12 protein-coding genes, 1 tRNA gene and 1 riboswitch are annotated in these 16,926 nt (G+C 50.6%); of the genes, 10 read left to right on the top strand and 3 right to left on the bottom strand.

The window, feature by feature from the left end; genetic code table 11:
- Nucleotides 1-53 precede the first annotated feature (53 nt).
- A complete protein-coding gene (locus ACSTTO_RS03190) occupies nucleotides 54-968 on the bottom strand; it encodes a DMT family transporter (RefSeq protein WP_439271691.1) in 915 nt (304 codons plus the stop codon).
- Between the two features lie 103 nt (nucleotides 969-1,071).
- Nucleotides 1,072-1,219: riboswitch (FMN riboswitch) on the bottom strand.
- A 361-nt stretch (nucleotides 1,220-1,580) separates the two neighbouring features.
- Between ACSTTO_RS03190 and ACSTTO_RS03185 the strand changes: the two genes are divergently transcribed.
- From ACSTTO_RS03185 to hisN, 8 genes are all read left to right on the top strand, one after another.
- A complete protein-coding gene (locus ACSTTO_RS03185) occupies nucleotides 1,581-2,546 on the top strand; it encodes an amino acid ABC transporter permease (protein WP_439271690.1) in 966 nt (321 codons plus the stop codon).
- Between the two features lie 66 nt (nucleotides 2,547-2,612).
- Entirely contained in the window at nucleotides 2,613-3,440 is an 828-nt protein-coding gene (locus ACSTTO_RS03180; protein ID WP_439271689.1) for a transporter substrate-binding domain-containing protein, read from the top strand.
- A gap of 99 nt (nucleotides 3,441-3,539) precedes the next feature.
- Nucleotides 3,540-4,856, top strand: coding sequence for an NAD(P)/FAD-dependent oxidoreductase (locus ACSTTO_RS03175; protein WP_439271688.1), 1,317 nt, complete (start codon nucleotides 3,540-3,542; stop codon nucleotides 4,854-4,856).
- A 55-nt stretch (nucleotides 4,857-4,911) separates the two neighbouring features.
- On the top strand, nucleotides 4,912-5,355 hold the full coding sequence (locus ACSTTO_RS03170) for an Lrp/AsnC family transcriptional regulator (RefSeq protein ID WP_439271687.1): 444 nt from the start codon (nucleotides 4,912-4,914) through the stop codon (nucleotides 5,353-5,355).
- A gap of 320 nt (nucleotides 5,356-5,675) precedes the next feature.
- Complete coding sequence (cpdR, locus tag ACSTTO_RS03165; protein ID WP_439271686.1) at nucleotides 5,676-6,038, top strand: cell cycle two-component system response regulator CpdR; 363 nt, start codon at nucleotides 5,676-5,678, stop codon at nucleotides 6,036-6,038.
- A 120-nt stretch (nucleotides 6,039-6,158) separates the two neighbouring features.
- Nucleotides 6,159-6,233: transfer RNA gene (locus tag ACSTTO_RS03160), tRNA-Val, on the top strand.
- 288 nt (nucleotides 6,234-6,521) lie between these two features.
- Nucleotides 6,522-7,427 (top strand): N-formylglutamate amidohydrolase, encoded by a 906-nt coding sequence (locus tag ACSTTO_RS03155; RefSeq protein WP_439271685.1) that lies wholly within the window; start codon nucleotides 6,522-6,524, stop codon nucleotides 7,425-7,427.
- Nucleotides 7,428-7,704: 277 nt separating this feature from the next.
- On the top strand, nucleotides 7,705-8,526 hold the full coding sequence (hisN, locus tag ACSTTO_RS03150; RefSeq protein WP_439271684.1) for a histidinol-phosphatase: 822 nt from the start codon (nucleotides 7,705-7,707) through the stop codon (nucleotides 8,524-8,526).
- A gap of 28 nt (nucleotides 8,527-8,554) precedes the next feature.
- Here the strand turns inward: hisN and ACSTTO_RS03145 are convergent, their stop codons facing one another.
- Entirely contained in the window at nucleotides 8,555-9,544 is a 990-nt protein-coding gene (locus ACSTTO_RS03145) for an alpha/beta fold hydrolase (protein WP_439271683.1), read from the bottom strand.
- Between the two features lie 277 nt (nucleotides 9,545-9,821).
- On the opposite strand from ACSTTO_RS03145, the gene ACSTTO_RS03140 reads away from it, so the two are divergent.
- Complete coding sequence (locus tag ACSTTO_RS03140; RefSeq protein ID WP_439271682.1) at nucleotides 9,822-10,316, top strand: Hsp20 family protein; 495 nt, start codon at nucleotides 9,822-9,824, stop codon at nucleotides 10,314-10,316.
- 52 nt (nucleotides 10,317-10,368) lie between these two features.
- Here ACSTTO_RS03140 and ACSTTO_RS03135 read toward each other — a convergent pair whose 3' ends face one another.
- Nucleotides 10,369-11,421, bottom strand: coding sequence for a threonine aldolase family protein (locus ACSTTO_RS03135; protein WP_439271681.1), 1,053 nt, complete (start codon nucleotides 11,419-11,421; stop codon nucleotides 10,369-10,371).
- Between the two features lie 752 nt (nucleotides 11,422-12,173).
- Here ACSTTO_RS03135 and gltB point away from each other — a divergent pair.
- The gene (gene gltB / locus ACSTTO_RS03130; RefSeq protein ID WP_439271680.1) at nucleotides 12,174-16,919 is read left to right on the top strand and encodes a glutamate synthase large subunit; all 4,746 of its coding nucleotides are present in this window, start codon (nucleotides 12,174-12,176) and stop codon (nucleotides 16,917-16,919) included.
- Nucleotides 16,920-16,926 lie beyond the last annotated feature (7 nt).

Below are 16,926 nucleotides of genomic sequence, written 5' to 3'. Positions count from 1 at the left end.
AGAAAATGGCGGGAAGACCCGCCGTTTTTATTTATGCTGCCCGCCATATTTATTTATGCTGTATGAGTTGATTTTCCGCTGTCTTGCCGCATCAGATAAAGCGATGCACCGACAATCAAAAAGGCGCCCGGCCAGAAATTAATGGCAGGCGTGGCGGCAAAAACGATCCAGCCGAGAATAACATTAAGCGGCAGTTTGAGATCATCAAAGGGTTGCAGATAGACTGCATCGGCTGCGGAATAAGCGCTGATCTGGCAATATTGTGCCAGAGCGGTGAGCATGCCGATAGTGAGCAGGACAGACCAAATTTCTGCTGCAGGCGCTGCGATTTGCGGTATGCCGATGCCTGAGGCAAGCCACAATGTGGCATTGATGGGGGTGAGCAGTACCAGCATATAGACAGAGATGCTGGCCGGTGTCTCAAAGCTGGTAAGATATTTGGTCATCACAGAATAGCCTGCCCAGAGCGCAGCAGCAAGAACCGGCAACAGGGAATAGAGCGTATAACTGTCTGACCACGGGGCGATGATGATCAGCGCGCCGATAAAGCCTGCAAGCGTGGTGAGCAGACGGGTTTGGGTAACGCGCTCATGCAGAAATAGTTTTGCACAAAGAATGACAAAAAATGGCGATGTCATGGAGAGTGCGATAACCTGCCAGATCGGCACATGTGCAAGGGCAAAAATCCATACTTGCACGCCGGCTGCAGCCAGTGCCACGCGGATAATATGCAGCCCGAGATGATTGGTGCGCAAAGCCCTGGCGCCCTCACGGATCAGCAAGGGCAGGGTTAGCACAAGTGCAATGACATATTGCCAGAAAGCGATGATGACTGAGGGGATATTGGTGCGGCTGCCCGCCCATTGGGTGGCGATATTCACGCCGGCATAGGCGGCGCAGGCGGCCAGCATATAGGCCGCGCCGCGAATGCGCGGGTTAAGATGAGATGCAGAGGCAATTTGGCTCAACGGTGCTCTTCCTTTGTGTAAGCCTGTTACCCCAGGGTTTGGGAAATGCTACGGGAAGAAACCGCATGATGCAGACGGTAAAGCGCCGGCACATTGCTGTCAGCCCCGTTCTCTCTCATCCGGACTATGACCGTCGGCTTCGGAATTACACCGAATCTGCTGACCCTGAAACAGGATATTCAGGCGCTCGCGGGCTTCAGGCTTTGCCTGTTACCGCCGGTGGGGAATTTCACCCCGCCCTGAGAACTGGAATTCATGAAACTGAATTTATTTGTGCGGGCAATTTATGCCGGCGGTTTATTAAAATCAAGAGACGATGCAGACAAAACATTCCTGATAAGGCTGCGCATAAATATATGAAATCAATGATTGAAGCGCAGAATCCCCTTACACATAAAGACGGCTCAGCAGCCGTGTTTTTGCATATTTTCTCCTTGCAAAATAACTTTTTTCAGAAATTTCCGTACATTTAGCCAGTTAAATATAGTTCTTGAAATGCATTAAGCCGGTTATTTCAGTGAATATGACTGCTTTTCTTGTCATTTCCGTCAGATGTTCGGGTAGAAGCCTGTTGTTTTTTGGCGGAGAGATAAGGGGAGGGAGCAGATCAGCATGTATTACGATAAAGTTCAAAAAAACAAGATTACGCAGCAGCCGTGGTTTCTGGGTGTTTTTGCCCTGATCAGCTTTGCCGTTATCCTTTGGAGTAACTGGAAAATAGCAGCTGGCGCTGATGCGGCGGCCACAGGTGTTGCCGGCCTGCTGCAAATGACAGGCGGCGTTATAGCGGTTGCAGCCGTCACTTCGCTGGTTCTCACGCTGATACTCAATATGGTTGGCCGTTTGCCGTTACGTGCGCAAACCATTGTTGTCTGGTTTGGCTTGTTGCTTGCGGCCTTGTATTTCTTTGCCAGTTTTCAACTGTCTTACAGCTTTATCCTCTCAAAACTGCCGTTTCTGGTAACGCAAGGTGTGTTTACCACGGTTTATATTTCCGCAATTTCCATTGCGATTGCCTTTGTGCTGGCAATTATCGGTGCGATTGCCAAATTGTCACAAAACGGTTTTGCGGTAGCTATCGCGTCCTTTTACACGTCGTTTTTTCGCGGCGTTCCGCTCCTGATCCAGATCTATCTTATCTATCTCGGCATTCCGCAGCTTGGCTATGTGATTGATGCCGTGCCTGCCGGTGTGATGGCGCTTTCGCTTTGCTATGGCGCTTATATGACCGAGATTTTCCGCGGCGGTATTATGTCTATTCCGCGTGGCCAGTGGGAGGCTGCGCGTGCACTTGGCCTGCGTCCGGTTACCACAATGCGCAAGGTTATTATGCCGCAGGCTATGAAACTGATTATACCGCCGACAGGCAACCAGTTTATCGCCATGCTGAAAGATTCATCCCTTGTCTCGGTTATTGGTGTTTGGGAACTGATGTTTTTGGCGCGCACGCAGGGGCGTGAGGAATTCCGTCATCTGGAAATGCTGATTACCGCGGCGCTGCTGTATTGGGCTTTGTCGATCATTCTGGAACGTTGCCAGGCTGTGCTGGAACAGCGCATGAAACGGCAGGAACGCTGAACAATACCGAATATTCGTCTAGTCAATCTGGGAAGGCCAGCCCTTCTGGCCAAGGAGGAAAACATAATGAAAAATATAGTAATATCTGTTTTTGCTGCCGCTTTGACACTGGGAATTGCGCTTCCTGCTCAGGCAGGGGCAACACTCGACCGTGTGAATGAGAAAAAGGAGCTGGTTGTGGCAACGGCTGCCAATTGGGCGCCGCAATCATTTATGAAAGATGACAAGCTGGTTGGCTTTGATATTGATGTTGCCACTGAAGTAGCAAGGCGCCTTGGCGCGGCTGCCCGTTTTGTAACGCCGGAATGGGGGGTTATCACCGCCGGTCACTGGAATGGCCGTTGGGATATTTCCGTCGGCTCCATGACTCCGACAAGCGGCCGTGCGCGCGTTCTCGATTTTCCGGCTGTTTATTATTACACGCCTTATGTTTTTACCGTTCATAAGGATTCCAAAGCTGAAAAGCGTGCTGATCTGAACGGCAAGGTTATTGGCGTTGAGGGTGGCACAACAACAGAAGACTATATTAACGGCACATTGAAAATTGATGCTGTGGGTGTGCCTGAATTTAAATATGATGTGAAGCCGGGCGATATTAAAACCTATGGCGATAGTGTTGGCCCGCTTGATGACCTGCGCCTTGGTGATGGCACGCGCCTTGATGCAAGCGTATCGGCAATGCCGACTGTGGAGAATGCAATCAAGCGTGGCTATCCTATCCGTGCACTTGCAGATGAACCTGCATTTTATGAGCCGCTTGCCGCAGCGGTTGACAAGGGCGATCCTGAATTTACTGCCAAGATCAAAGAGATTTTTGAAGAGATGAAGGCTGACGGCACACTGTCTGAATTGTCAGTGAAATGGTACGGTGTGGATTACACCAAGCTGAAATAACCATCTTATTCAACCTGCCGGTTCCTGAAGTTGCCCCCGTCTTCAGGAGCCGTGCCTTGCCATATGGTTTTTGTATTTTCTGTTAGAAGCAGTTCTATTATGAGTTCATATCCAGCGACCTATTACAGCGCCACACGGGTGGCATCTTCTTCGTCTTTTGGTTCATTACAGCAAAATGTGCAGGCCGATATTTGTATTATTGGCGGTGGTCTTGCCGGTCTGACAACGGCGTGGGAGCTGCTCAAACGCAATAAGTCTGTGGTTGTGCTTGAGAAAAACAAGGTTGGCTGGGGGGCATCAGGCCGCAATGGCGGCTTTTGCCTTAATGGCTGGTCTGAAGGTTTAAGCGCGATTGAAAGGCGCTCCGGCCTTGATGATGCTAAAAAATTGTTTGCCCTTTCTGTTGAAGGGGTTGAAATTGTGCGTGAGAATATTGAGCAGAACAACCTGCCGGATTGCAATATTGTCAAAGGCAAGCTGAGTGTGGTGCGCTATGAGGCGGGAGAGCAATTGCAACGCTACCGGGATCGCATGGCGCAGCATTTTAATTATGAATATGAATATCTGGATAGGGCGGCCATTCGTGAAAAGCTGAATACGCCGGTTTATAAACAGGCTTTGCGCGATAATATCGGCTTTCATTTTCATCCGCTTAATTATGCACTCGGACTGGCTGATCTGATACGCGCAAAGGGCGGGCAGATTTTTGAAGATAGCGCCATGCAATCTTTCAGCCCTGTGCGGCAGGCGGGTGCAACGCATCGTTACACTGTAAAAACGGCTGCCGGTGCTGTGCAATGTGATGATGTGGTGTTGTGTTGCGGCGGCTATGGCGGCGCTGAATTTGGCAGGTTGCGGAGCTCCTTCCTGCCGATTGCCACTTATGTTGTGCTCACTGAAAGGCTTGGCAGTCGTTTGCAGGATTTTATCCGCACAACGGATGCTGTTGGCGATGACCGGCGCTCTTCCGATTATTATCGTGTGGTTGAGGGGGATCGTATTTTGTGGGGCGGGCGTATCACCACAAAAAATGAGCAGAATGAGGCGCGTCTTTCAGCTATTTTGCGCAAGGATATGGGTGATGTTTTTGCAGGCCTTAAAGATGTGAAAATTGAAAAGGCCTGGTCTGGTTTGATGGGCTATTCCCGCCATAAAATGCCGCATGTGGCGCAGATCGGGCATGGTTTGTGGGCATGCAGCTCCTTTGGCGGGCACGGCATGAATACAACTGCCATTGGCGGTCGTGTGGTGGCTGAAGCCCTGAGCGGCGAGAGCGACCGTATTCGTTTGTTCAAACCCTATGGGCTGACATGGAATGGCGGTATTTTCGGCCCTGTTGCGGCAGAAACAGTTTATCGTTATCTGCGCCTGATGGATTACTTTCAGGAAGGGCGCTATAAGGGCGCGCACCGGTAAGATAACGGCAAATTTTCAGAGCCTGTGCGGCAACGCTAAAAGCGGGATGACAGCCATGCAAATGACTGAGAAGGACAAGCAATTACTGGCCTTGATGCAAAAGAATGCACGGGAATCCGTGGCATCGCTGGCGCGTCAGCTTGGTGTTTCCCGCACAGCCCTGCAGGAGCGCATTCAGCGGCTGGAAAATAATGGCATTATTGATGGTTATTCGGTGCGCCTTGGCGCTAATGCCGTGCGCGCGCCGATTCAATGTTTTACTTTTGCGGCCTTGAATAATAAAAACTTTCCGGATGTGATCAAGCAGTTGAAAAACCTGACTGCCGTTCAGGCGGTGCATTCAATTTCCGGCGATTGGGATCTTATTATTCATATCTGCACGGATACGCTGGAAAAGCTCAATGCCGAGATTAACAAGATTAATGAAATGATGGGCATTGTGCGCACCACATCCAATATTGTGATGGAAACCAAATTCAACCGCGGAATGAGTTTGTAATTCTGCTTCTTTTTAAATCCGGATCTGTTGCACCGACAGCGGATCACTCTTATTTGCTGCCGGTTTCTTGTTATACCACAGGCGCTGATGATCTGCCGAAGAATGAGGTGGTGAATGTGCCCTGCGCTGATGTGTGGCTAATGAGTGACACTATAGCCGGCAAGGCCGGATGAGCGGCAATGATTCATCCGATATTTACCAAAGCGGGGTCTTATAGGATGAAATGAATCGCTTTTATTGCCATTTTGTCACCGCAATTTCATGCCGTGAACAAATTAACCATATTGCATATAAAGGCGTACAGATATTCGGACGGATCAATGAAAAGAATTCTGCTTGCTGAAGATGATAATGATATGCGCCGTTTTCTGGTGAAGGCACTGGAGCGAGCCGGCTATCATGTCACTCATTTTGATAATGGTGCCAGTGCTTATGAACGCCTGCGCGAGGAGCCGTTCTCCCTGTTGCTGACGGATATTGTAATGCCGGAAATGGACGGGATTGAGCTGGCGCGCCGCGCGACAGAAATTGATCCGGATCTGAAGGTTATGTTTATCACCGGTTTTGCAGCTGTTGCGCTTAATCCTGATTCGAATGCGCCGCGTGAAGCCAAGGTGCTGTCTAAGCCGTTTCACCTGCGTGATCTTGTTAACGAGGTTGAGAAAATGCTGCTCGCCGCCTGAGCGCCGGCTATTACTGGATCATCTTGTTGAAAATCATATTATAAACAAAGAAATTTTTCTTTATCCTTCAAAAGAGCATTGACGCGCGCAAGCCAATATGGTGTATGCGCGTCATCAGATGGGCGTATAGCTCAGCGGGAGAGCACTACATTGACATTGTAGGGGTCACAGGTTCAATCCCTGTTACGCCCACCATCTGAAATCATTGGAAAATATTTAATTTTAGTCACTAAGGCGCCTGTGTACAGGTACTTGCTACGTGTTCCCGGCTGCTTTTTCGGCGCAGATTGTGTGCACAATCTTATAATAACAATGCGCTATGCTTTTTGACATTTTAATCCGTACTAAATGCTGACTTGTATAATTGTAGCGGATGGCGGGTTTTATCTGATAAATTATAACAATTTCAGCTTTGCTTTTCAGGATTATCCGTTAGGCTTAAACAGATTAATTATTGCATAAAATGGCCTATGAAGGAAAGTGATGAGCCTGCAGCGGGATTTCCCATCTGTTCTGCCCTATGAAGTTTGTGCGCCGGCACAACAGCGTATCCCGTTTGTATTCAACTCGCCCCATAGCGGGCAGTTTTATCCTGCTGAATTTTTGCTGCAATCCCGCCTCAGTGCACATGATATCCGCCAGTCGGAAGATTGTTATGTGGATGAGCTGTTTGCCGCAGCTGTGCCGCTGGGGGCGCCGTTGTTGCGTGCGCATTTTCCCCGTGCCTATCTTGATGTAAACCGCGAGCCTTACGAGCTTGACCCGAAAATGTATCAGGAGCCGTTGCCGCCTTATGCCAATATACGCTCTTCGCGTGTTGCCGGCGGGCTTGGCACAATTGCAAAGATTGTGGGTGAGGGGCAGGATATTTATAAATCAAGATTGCCGCTGAGCGAGGCAATGAACCGGATTGAAACCATCTACAAACCTTATCATGATCTATTGGGGCAGTTGCTGAGTGATACGCGGATGCAATTTGGCTATGCGGTGCTGATTGATTGCCATTCCATGCCAAGCGGGCAGGATTATCATGATGGCAATCAGCCCTATGATCATATGCGTCCGGATTTTATTATCGGCGACCGGTTTGGCTGTTCCTGTGCCGATGCCCTGTCATGGGCCGCGATCGAATTATTGCAGAATATGGGCTATCATGTAGCGCATAACAAGCCCTATGCAGGGGGCTATATTACCGAGCATTACGGGCGCCCGCACCGTGATTTTCATGCTTTGCAGATTGAGGTGAACCGCGCGCTTTATGTGGATGAGACAAGCCTTCGGCGATTGCCTTCATTTGAAAAACTGTGTCGTGATCTGGCGCAGTTCATGGCGGATCTGACAGCATTGCCGGATCATATTTTTCAGCGTAACCGGCAGGCTGCTGAATAGTAGCAATATAAAAAAAGACCGCACTTAAAAGCGCGGTCCAAAATCTAGGGAGGAAACGCCCTTGCGGGCGAAATCAGACATATTGTCCGTTAACTATTTTATTGGGCAGATGTAAAAGGGTCAATTCAGAAACAGGTAAAAAATAAATTTTTATGCAATTTCTGAATTTTCTGAATAAAGTGCTGTCCTAAATCATTGATATTTTTCATTAAAATATGTGTCCACTTTTCCGGCGGCCGGATATTTTAATGAAAAATATCGCTGAATTTTCGTCAAAATGCCAAAATTCAGCTGCGAAAAGGAGTGCAATTTCGTGGTGAGTTCGTCGTTTTTAAAAGAAATAGCGCAGGCGGCAGCACAGGAAACCTTGCCGCGATTCCGGCAGAAGATTGCCGTAGATAATAAATATACAATTGGCTTTGATCCGGTAACAGAGGCTGACCGGGCTGCGGAACAAGCTATCCGCAAAGTGATCAGGGAATATTTTCCTGATCACGGTATTCTGGGTGAGGAATTTGGCGGCGAGCAACTCGATAGCAGCCATATATGGGTGATTGATCCGATTGATGGCACGCGCGCCTTTATCTCCGGCCTGCCGGTTTGGGGCACACTGGTTGGGCTTATGATCGACGGTGATGCGCAGGTGGGGCTGATGTCCCAGCCCTTTACCAAGGAGCTTTTTTACGCTTTGGGAGATGGCGCTTTCTGGAGCGGGCCTGAATATGCGCAAAATGGTGGCAGTGTGGCGTTGAAAACTCGTGATACAACAGAGCTGTCTGAGGCAACTTTATTTACGACATCCCCCTCCTTATTCAATGATAAGCAGAAAGAGGGATTTGACCGGCTGGAAAAAAAAGTGCTTTTGTCGCGCTATGGTGTGGATTGCTATGCCTATGCCATGCTGGCTTCGGGTTTTGCTGATCTGGTGATTGAAAGCGGGTTGCAGCCTTATGATGTGATGGGGCTTATTCCTATTATTGAGCAGGCTGGCGGAATTATCACGCAGGCTGATGGCGGGCCTGCGGAAAAGGGCGGCTATATTGTTGCAGCCGCAAATGCGGCCCTGCATGAAAAGGCGCTGAAATTTCTCAATGCCTGATATGCGATCATTTGCGCCTGATATGTGATTATATGCCTGTCAGCGCCGGTTCAGTTATTTGTTCCGGCGCATTGGATCCGGGAATAAATGCATCAAAGGCTGCCCAGACCTGTTCGCGGTAAAAATCACTTTCCTGCAGCAATTCATGATTGGCGCCGTCAATGGTAAGCAGTGCAGTGCAGTGCAAATGCGCTGCAAAGCGCATTGTGGCCTTGCTGTCCACCACGCGGTCTTCTCCCGCGGTTATAATCAGGGTAGGGATAGAAAAACTTTCATAAAAATGCGGATTATTGATGCTGTGAATGGCATTGAGCATTTGTGCCAGCCAGCCTATTGTGGGGCCTGCAATACCAAGCTGCGGCTGATCATGGATAATCATCGCATTGCGTAAATAACGCGCATGATCATGTGTGAGAACATTGCCGCTGAAACTTTCAGGCGGCAGTTGCAGGGGAATTTTTGCGGCAAAGCGTCTGCCAAGGCCAAGAGCTGTTAAGAGGCGTGCCAGCGGCCGCAACTGGCGGTTTGTGAGAATGCCGCGTGCTAATCCGAGAAAAGGCGAAACCAGAACCATGCGGGTGATGCGCGATTGCAAGATTTCATGCGCCTGCAGGGCGATTAATGCGCCGGTGGAATGCGCCAGAATATAGAATGGCGGCGGGCAATCGGGCAATATGATGGTTTTGAGAAAAATTTCCAGATCGTTGCGATAATCACTGAAATGGCGCACATGACCGCGCACGGCATTTTTGAGTATACGAAAAGATCCGCCTTGCCCGCGCCAATCGGCTGTGGCAACGCAAAAGCCGCGTTTGTTCAGATCCTTGATGGTTTCAAAATATTTCTCGATGGTTTCATTGCGCCCTTGCAGCAAAATGACAGTGCCATGGCGCGGGCTGTTTGTTCGGGCTTTGCATAATGCATAGCGCAGCTGCCCGCCCTGTGCGGATTGAAAATAACCTGCCTGCAAACCAGCAGGCGCAGGATTGTTTTCTGTCTCATAAAAGGCGCTGGTCATGGCTTTATCGCTTTTTGATTGAACGCTTGGAATTGCTGCTTGTGAAACGGGTATTTTTACCTTGCTTGTATAAAGGCAGATCATTGAAAGGCTTATCATGGTGTCTGCAAGACATATAGTAAATGCGCTGAATACCCCTTGAAATGTGTTTTCTGTAATACCAGATCATTGTTGTAACCGCCGCTTTCGGGGTTGCATCACCTGAAAAGCTTGCCGTTTGCGGGAGTTTTTCTGTTTCAAACCATTACGCTATCGTCGCTCTGAAGGAGGGCATATTATGCGTCATTTTGATTTTTCCCCATTATATCGTTCAACTGTAGGTTTTGACCGTCTGTTCACCATGCTGGACAGCCTTGGCCAGCCGGATAATAGTGCGCAGGCCTATCCGCCTTATAATATTGAGCGCACCGGTGAGAGCTCTTACCGCATTACTATGGCTGTGGCCGGTTTTGACCAGAACGAGATTGAAATTGAAGCCCATCGCAATCAGCTGACCATTAAAGGCACGAAAATTGCCGATGAGGCAGAAGACGAAAAAGAATTTCTCTATCGCGGTATTGCATCGCGTGCCTTTGAGCGCCGCTTCCATCTGGCTGATCATGTTGAAGTTGCCGGTGCAAGCCTGAAAAACGGTTTGTTGCATATTGATCTTAAACGTGAAATTCCGGAGGAATTGAAGCCTCGCAAGATCCATGTGACCGCTGTTGGCAAGGAAGCTGTACAGAATATTGATGCCAAAACGGTTAATGCCAAGGCGATTGGCGACAAATAAATAGTCAGGTATTTGAATGAGAAAGGGCAGGAAATTTCCTGCCCTTTTTGTTTTACAGTGCCTTGATCAGGGTGATGAAATGATCAATTTCGGTTTTTGTCGTGGCAAAGCTTGTCACAAGGCGGATAAAAGTTTCATCTTCAGCAATCGGATCGGCGCTGTGCGGCGGGTTCCAGTCGTAAAACACTGCTCCCTGATCCTGAAGTTTCCGGCTGTCTGATTTTTTCAGAATTGCGAAAATCTCATTGGCCTGCGGCTGCCAGGCCAGTTTTATCTTATCTGAGGCATTAATGGCCTGCGCCAGCCTGCCGGTCATGGCATTGGCATGGCGGGCGAGATCCAGCCACAGATCATTGTTGAGATAGGCATCAAATTGTGCAGCAATGAACCGGGTTTTTGAGAATAACTGCGCGGCACGTTTGCGGATAAAGGGCAGATCTTTTGCCTGTTGCGGGTTCATAAATACCAGCGCCTCTGCGCACCAGCAGCCATTTTTGGTGCCGCCGAAAGAGACGATATCCACCCCTTGTTTCCAGGTCATTTCTGCCGGAGTTACACCAAGTGTTACCAGCGCATTGGCAAAACGTGCACCATCCATATGCAAGGGCAGGTCATGTTCACGGCAAATGCCGGAAATGGCGGCGATTTCATTCAGCGTATAAATTGTACCGATTTCAGTGGCCTGTGTGATTGTGACGGCCATGGGCTGGCCGGCATGGATAAAGGCCGGATTAAAGCGCTTAAGCTCCTTGCGCAGGTTTGCAGGATTGATCTTGCCAAGATCACCATCCACAGGATGCAAGCGGGCTCCGCCGGTAAAATATTCCGGTGCGCCGCATTCATCTTCAATCACATGGGCTTCCCGATGGCAGAGCGATACGCCGCCCGGACGGTTAACACTGGCCAGAGCCAGAGAATTGGCCGCCGTTCCGGTGCCGACAAAATAAACCGCCACCTCACGTTCAAACAATTCATTAAAGCGCTGTTCAACCTGTTTATCAATGATACTGGCACCGTAGGAAGCCGCAAAACCATCGCCATGGGCGCTGATATTGGCGGTAATATCGGGATGGGCGCCAGCCCAGTTATCGGAAGCAAAATGCATCAAGAGCTCCGTCTGCTTTAATAGCGGTTGCGGTTCAGGCAGAATCGCTGCAACTGCTGTAAATATTTGTTTTTTCGCATCATCCGGGTACAATACCGCTGCGCAGTTTTGCCGGCAAATGCCTGATGCAGGTGTTATAGCGAATTTTTTATCGCATACGAATGAAACCTGCGATCAAATCAGCGTGTGGTCACATTGACGCAGTCAGCCTATTCTGCGGCGGGCACAAATGGCTAAATCCTTGTTTTTTCACAAGATGAGACTGACTGCGCAATAAAATTACAAAAAATCGATTAAAAATTGAATATTTCCTGCTTGTGGAGCGGAAAATATTCTGCAATAAAATGATAGGGCAGCAATGCTGACCTATTGGGCAGGTTTCGTCTCAGGCATTATCCGGCGAATTTTACTCAATTCATGCTATAATTTCATTCGTTCTGTGTAATGGCTAAAAATCAGCCGTTGCGATGATGGGCGGGTGTCCCGTTGCAGCGCAAAATTGCATGGCAATGCATATGCGTGTTTCATTGATAACCACACGCTTCATGCGTGGTTAAGCCTTAAAGGAGGCCGGCTGATGAATCTGTTTTATTTTGCTGTGTGCCTTTTTGGCTGCGCTTTACGGGCTGGCATTTTCACAATCATTCACAATTCTGCTGCTTCGGTGCAGGTGCTGATCCCGTCCGGAGGGCGGGTTGGTGCCGCACGCCTGAACCGGCACATGGCTCTTAACCGGGTCTAAGGAGGTTTCGATGTTGATCAAGTCGCATTCTGTTGGGGCATTTCAGGCTCTTAAATTTACAGAAAAAGGCGGCAAAACCACAACATCGACCAAAACCGCCACAACCACACGAACACCGCGAAAACAAGGGCTTTATGATCCGCGTCATGAGCATGATGCCTGCGGGGTTGGCTTTATTGCCCAGATGAAAAATGTGCCGTCACACCAGATTATACTGGACGGCCTGAAGATGCTGGAAAATCTCACCCATCGCGGTGCCGTGGGCGCTGATCCTTTGATGGGCGACGGCGCGGGTATTCTGGTGCAGATACCGCATCGCTTTTTTGTGGAGGAAATGGCTCAAAACGGCATAAACCTGCCAGATGCCGGCTATTATGCCGTTGGTCAGATTTTTATGCCGCAGGATGTGCAGTTGCGCGCTCATCTGGAGCGGGTGATCACAGAAGTGATTGCCGCGGAAGGCCAGATATTGCTGGGCTTTCGTGACGTGCCGGTGGACAATAGTTCCCTCTCCAAGGCGCCTGATATTGCCGCGACAGAACCGGTGCACCGGCAGGTATTCATCGGCCGTAACCCGAATATTACCAGTGATGATGATTTTGAGCGCCGGTTGTTTGTTTTGCGCAAAGTCATTTCCAACCGGATTTTTCAGGAAACGGAAGGCCGCGACAATGGTTTTTACATTGTCTCCATGTCTGCCCGCACCCTTGTTTATAAGGGCATGTTTCTTAGTTTTCAGGTGGGCGCATATTACAAGGATCTCAGTGATCCGCGCTTTGAAAGCGCCATTGCGCTGGTGCATCAGCGTTTTTCAACCAATACATTTCCGTCATGGAAACTGGCGCATCCTTACCGCATGGTTGCCCATAATGGCGAGATCAACACGCTGCGCGGCAATGTGAACTGGATGGCGGCGCGTCAGGCATCGGTAGACAGCGAGTTGTTTGGCAATGATATTTCCAAGCTCTGGCCGATCTCCTATGAAGGGCAGTCTGATACGGCCTGTTTTGACAATGCGCTCGAATTTTTGGTGCAGGGCGGCTATTCCTTGAGCCATGCGATGATGATGCTGATCCCTGAAGCCTGGGGCAATAATCAGCTGATGAATGATGAGCGCAAGGCTTTTTATGAATATCATGCCGCATTGATGGAACCGTGGGACGGGCCTGCGGCGGTTGCCTTTACTGATGGCCGCCAGATTGGCGCGACGCTGGATCGTAACGGTTTGCGTCCGGCGCGTTATCTGGTCACTGATGATGACCGTATCATTCTGGCATCGGAAGCCGGCGTTTTGCCGGTGGAGGAAAGCCGGATTGTTAAGAAATGGCGGCTGCAACCGGGGCGCATGTTGCTGATTGATCTGGAAGAAGGGCGCATTATCAGCGATGACGAATTGAAATCGCAGATTGCCACCGCTCACCCCTATCGCCAATGGCTGAAAAACACGCAACTGGTGCTGGAAGACCTAAGCCCTGTTGAGCCGCGCGCCCTGCGCCGCGATGTGAGCCTTCTGGAGCGCCAGCGCAGTTTTGGCTACACACAGGAAGATACCAGATTGCTGATGTCGCCCATGGCAACAACCGGGCAGGAAGCTGTGGGCTCAATGGGTACAGACACGCCGATTTCGGCATTGTCTGATCAATCCAAGCTGCTTTATACCTATTTCAAGCAAAATTTTGCACAAGTTACCAATCCGCCGATTGATCCGATCCGTGAAGAACTGGTGATGAGCCTTGTCTCCTTTATCGGGCCGCGGCCAAACCTGTTTGATCTCATCGGCACTTCACGGCGCAAGCGGCTGGAAGTGCGCCAGCCGATCCTGACCAATGCGGATTTGGAAAAAATCCGCTCCATCGGCCATTGCGAAGACCGCTTTGACACCAAAACACTGGATATAACCTATCCGGTGAATGAAGGGGCTGCCGGTATGAGCGGCACGCTGGAGCGCCTTTGCGACCGTGCAGAAGCGGCGGTTCATGGTGGTTATAATATCATCATCCTGTCTGACCGGCAGGTAGGGCCTGACCGTATTGCCATTCCTGCTCTTCTGGCAACGGCGGCGGTGCATCACCACCTCATCCGCAAGGGCTTGCGCACATCTGTTGGCCTTGTGGTGGAAAGCGGCGAGCCGCGTGAGGTGCATCATTTTTGCTGTCTGGCCGGGTATGGTGCCGAGGCAATCAACCCCTATCTTGCCTTTGATACGCTGAAAAATATGCATCAGCTTGGCAGCTTCCCGCCGGAAGTGGATAGTGAAGAAGTTGTCTCCCGCTATATCAAATCCATCGGCAAGGGCATGCTGAAGGTGATGTCAAAAATGGGCATCTCCACCTATCAATCCTATTGCGGTGCGCAGATTTTTGATGCTGTCGGCCTGCGGCAGGATTTTGTTGACCGGTTTTTCTTCGGCACGGCTTCGGTTATTGAGGGCGTGGGGCTGGAAGAAGTGGCAAGGGAAACCGTGCTGCGCCACAATGCAGCCTTTATGAAGGAGATCGGCGGCACCGGTGCTTTGCCGGCAGGTGGTGAATATGCCTATCGTATCCGTGGTGAGGCGCATATGTGGTCGCCCGATGCGGTGGCAAAACTCCAGCATGCGGTGCGCAATGATAATCCGAAGAGTTTTGCGCAATATTCCGAAATGCTCAATAGCCGCTCGGCCGCTGCCAAAACCATCCGCAGCCTGTTTCATATAAAGCGGGCAGGCGAGCGCGGCAAAAAACCGGCTGATCTGGCAGATGTTGAGCCGGCTGCCGAGATTGTCAAGCGGTTTTCCACCGGCGCCATGTCCTTTGGCTCCATCTCGCGTGAGGCGCATACCACATTGGCCGCTGCCATGAACCGGATTGGCGGCAAATCCAATACCGGTGAGGGCGGAGAAGAGCCGGACCGGCTCTATCCGCTGCGCGACGGCACGCCCAATCCGCACCGCTCCAGCATCAAGCAGGTGGCATCAGGGCGTTTTGGCGTAACAACGGAATATCTGGTTAATGCCGATGTGATCCAGATCAAGGTGGCACAAGGCGCAAAGCCCGGCGAGGGCGGGCAATTGCCGGGGCATAAGGTGGATGCGACAATTGCCAAGACGCGCCATTCCACCCCGCGTGTTGGGCTGATTTCGCCGCCGCCACATCATGATATTTATTCGATCGAAGATTTGGCACAACTGATTTTTGATCTTAAAAATGTCAATCCGCAAGCCGACATTTCCGTCAAGCTGGTGTCGGAAGTGGGCGTTGGCACGGTTGCGGCCGGTGTTGCCAAGGCGCGCGCTGATCATATTACAATTTCCGGCTATGATGGCGGCACCGGTGCTTCACCGCTCACATCGCTCAAACATGCCGGCTCCCCGTGGGAGACAGGGCTTGCCGAAACCCATCAGACTTTGGTGCTCAATGGCTTGCGCGCGCGCATTGCATTGCAGGTGGATGGCGGTTTGCGCACCGGGCGCGATGTGATTATCGGCGCAATGCTTGGCGCGGATGAATTTGGCTTTTCAACCGCACCCTTGATTGCCGCCGGCTGTATTATGATGCGCAAATGCCATCTCAATACCTGTCCGGTCGGGGTGGCAACGCAGGATCCTGTCTTGCGCCAGCGTTTTAAAGGCACGCCGGAACATGTGATCAATTTCTTCTTCTATCTGGCAGAGGAAGTGCGGCTGTTGCTGGCGGAACTGGGCTTTACCAGACTGGAGCAGATTATCGGCCGTTCTGATCTTCTGGAAAAACAGGCCGCAATCAACCACTGGAAGGCGCAAGGCCTGGATTTCAGTCGTATTTTCTATCGTCCTTATGTTAATGGGGGTGAGGGGGCACAATTGCGCCATACGCAATTGCAGCAGCATCCGATTGAGGATGTACTGGACAGGGAGCTGATTGCCGCTGCCGCGCCGGCACTGGAAAACCGTGAAAAAGTCACACTCACACGCAGTATCAAAAATACGGATCGTTCAACAGGTGCCATGCTTTCCGGCGCGCTGGTCAAACGCTACCGCCATAAAGGCTTGCCGGAAGATACAATTGCGGTGCGTTTCAATGGCACTGCGGGGCAGTCTTTTGCAGCTTTTTTGGCGCATGGTATCAGCTTTAAACTATACGGCGAAGGCAATGATTATATAGGCAAGGGCTTAAGCGGCGGGCGCATTATTATTCGCCCTGATGAAGCCAGCCGGCTCAAAGCTGAAAAGGCAATTATTGCCGGCAATACTGTGCTTTACGGTGCGATTGAAGGCGAATGCTATATTCGCGGGCAGGCGGGCGAGCGTTTTGCGGTGCGCAATTCCGGCGCGGTGGCGGTTGTTGAGGGCGTGGGCGACCATGGCTGTGAATATATGACCGGCGGTGTGGTGGTTGTGATTGGCGAAACGGGGCGCAATTTTGCGGCTGGTATGTCCGGCGGTGTGGCCTATGTGCTGGATGAGGCCGGTGATTTTGCCAAGCGGTGCAATATGGCCATGGTGGAACTGGAGCCGGTGCCGGAAGAAGACGATATTCTGGAGCGTCTGCACCATCACGGTGGTGATTTGATGCATAAAGGCCGCGTGGATGTTTCCGGCAATATGACCCGCCATGATGAGGAGCGGCTGGTGCAGCTTCTGACCAATCATCATCATTATACGGGCTCTGAGCAGGCGCGCATGATCCTTGATCACTGGGAGCAATATCGTCCGAAATTCGTCAAGGTCATGCCGGTTGAATATCGCCGCGCCTTGGAAGAGATGGAGCTTCTGCGCAATAATATTGCCGCAGAGTAAAACCATC

This window comes from Pseudochrobactrum albidum (genome assembly GCF_051851455.1).
Lineage (GTDB): Bacteria > Pseudomonadota > Alphaproteobacteria > Rhizobiales > Rhizobiaceae > Pseudochrobactrum.
The sequence above is the reverse complement of the archived record's forward strand: the minus strand, read 5'-3'. Positions and strand labels throughout refer to the sequence as shown.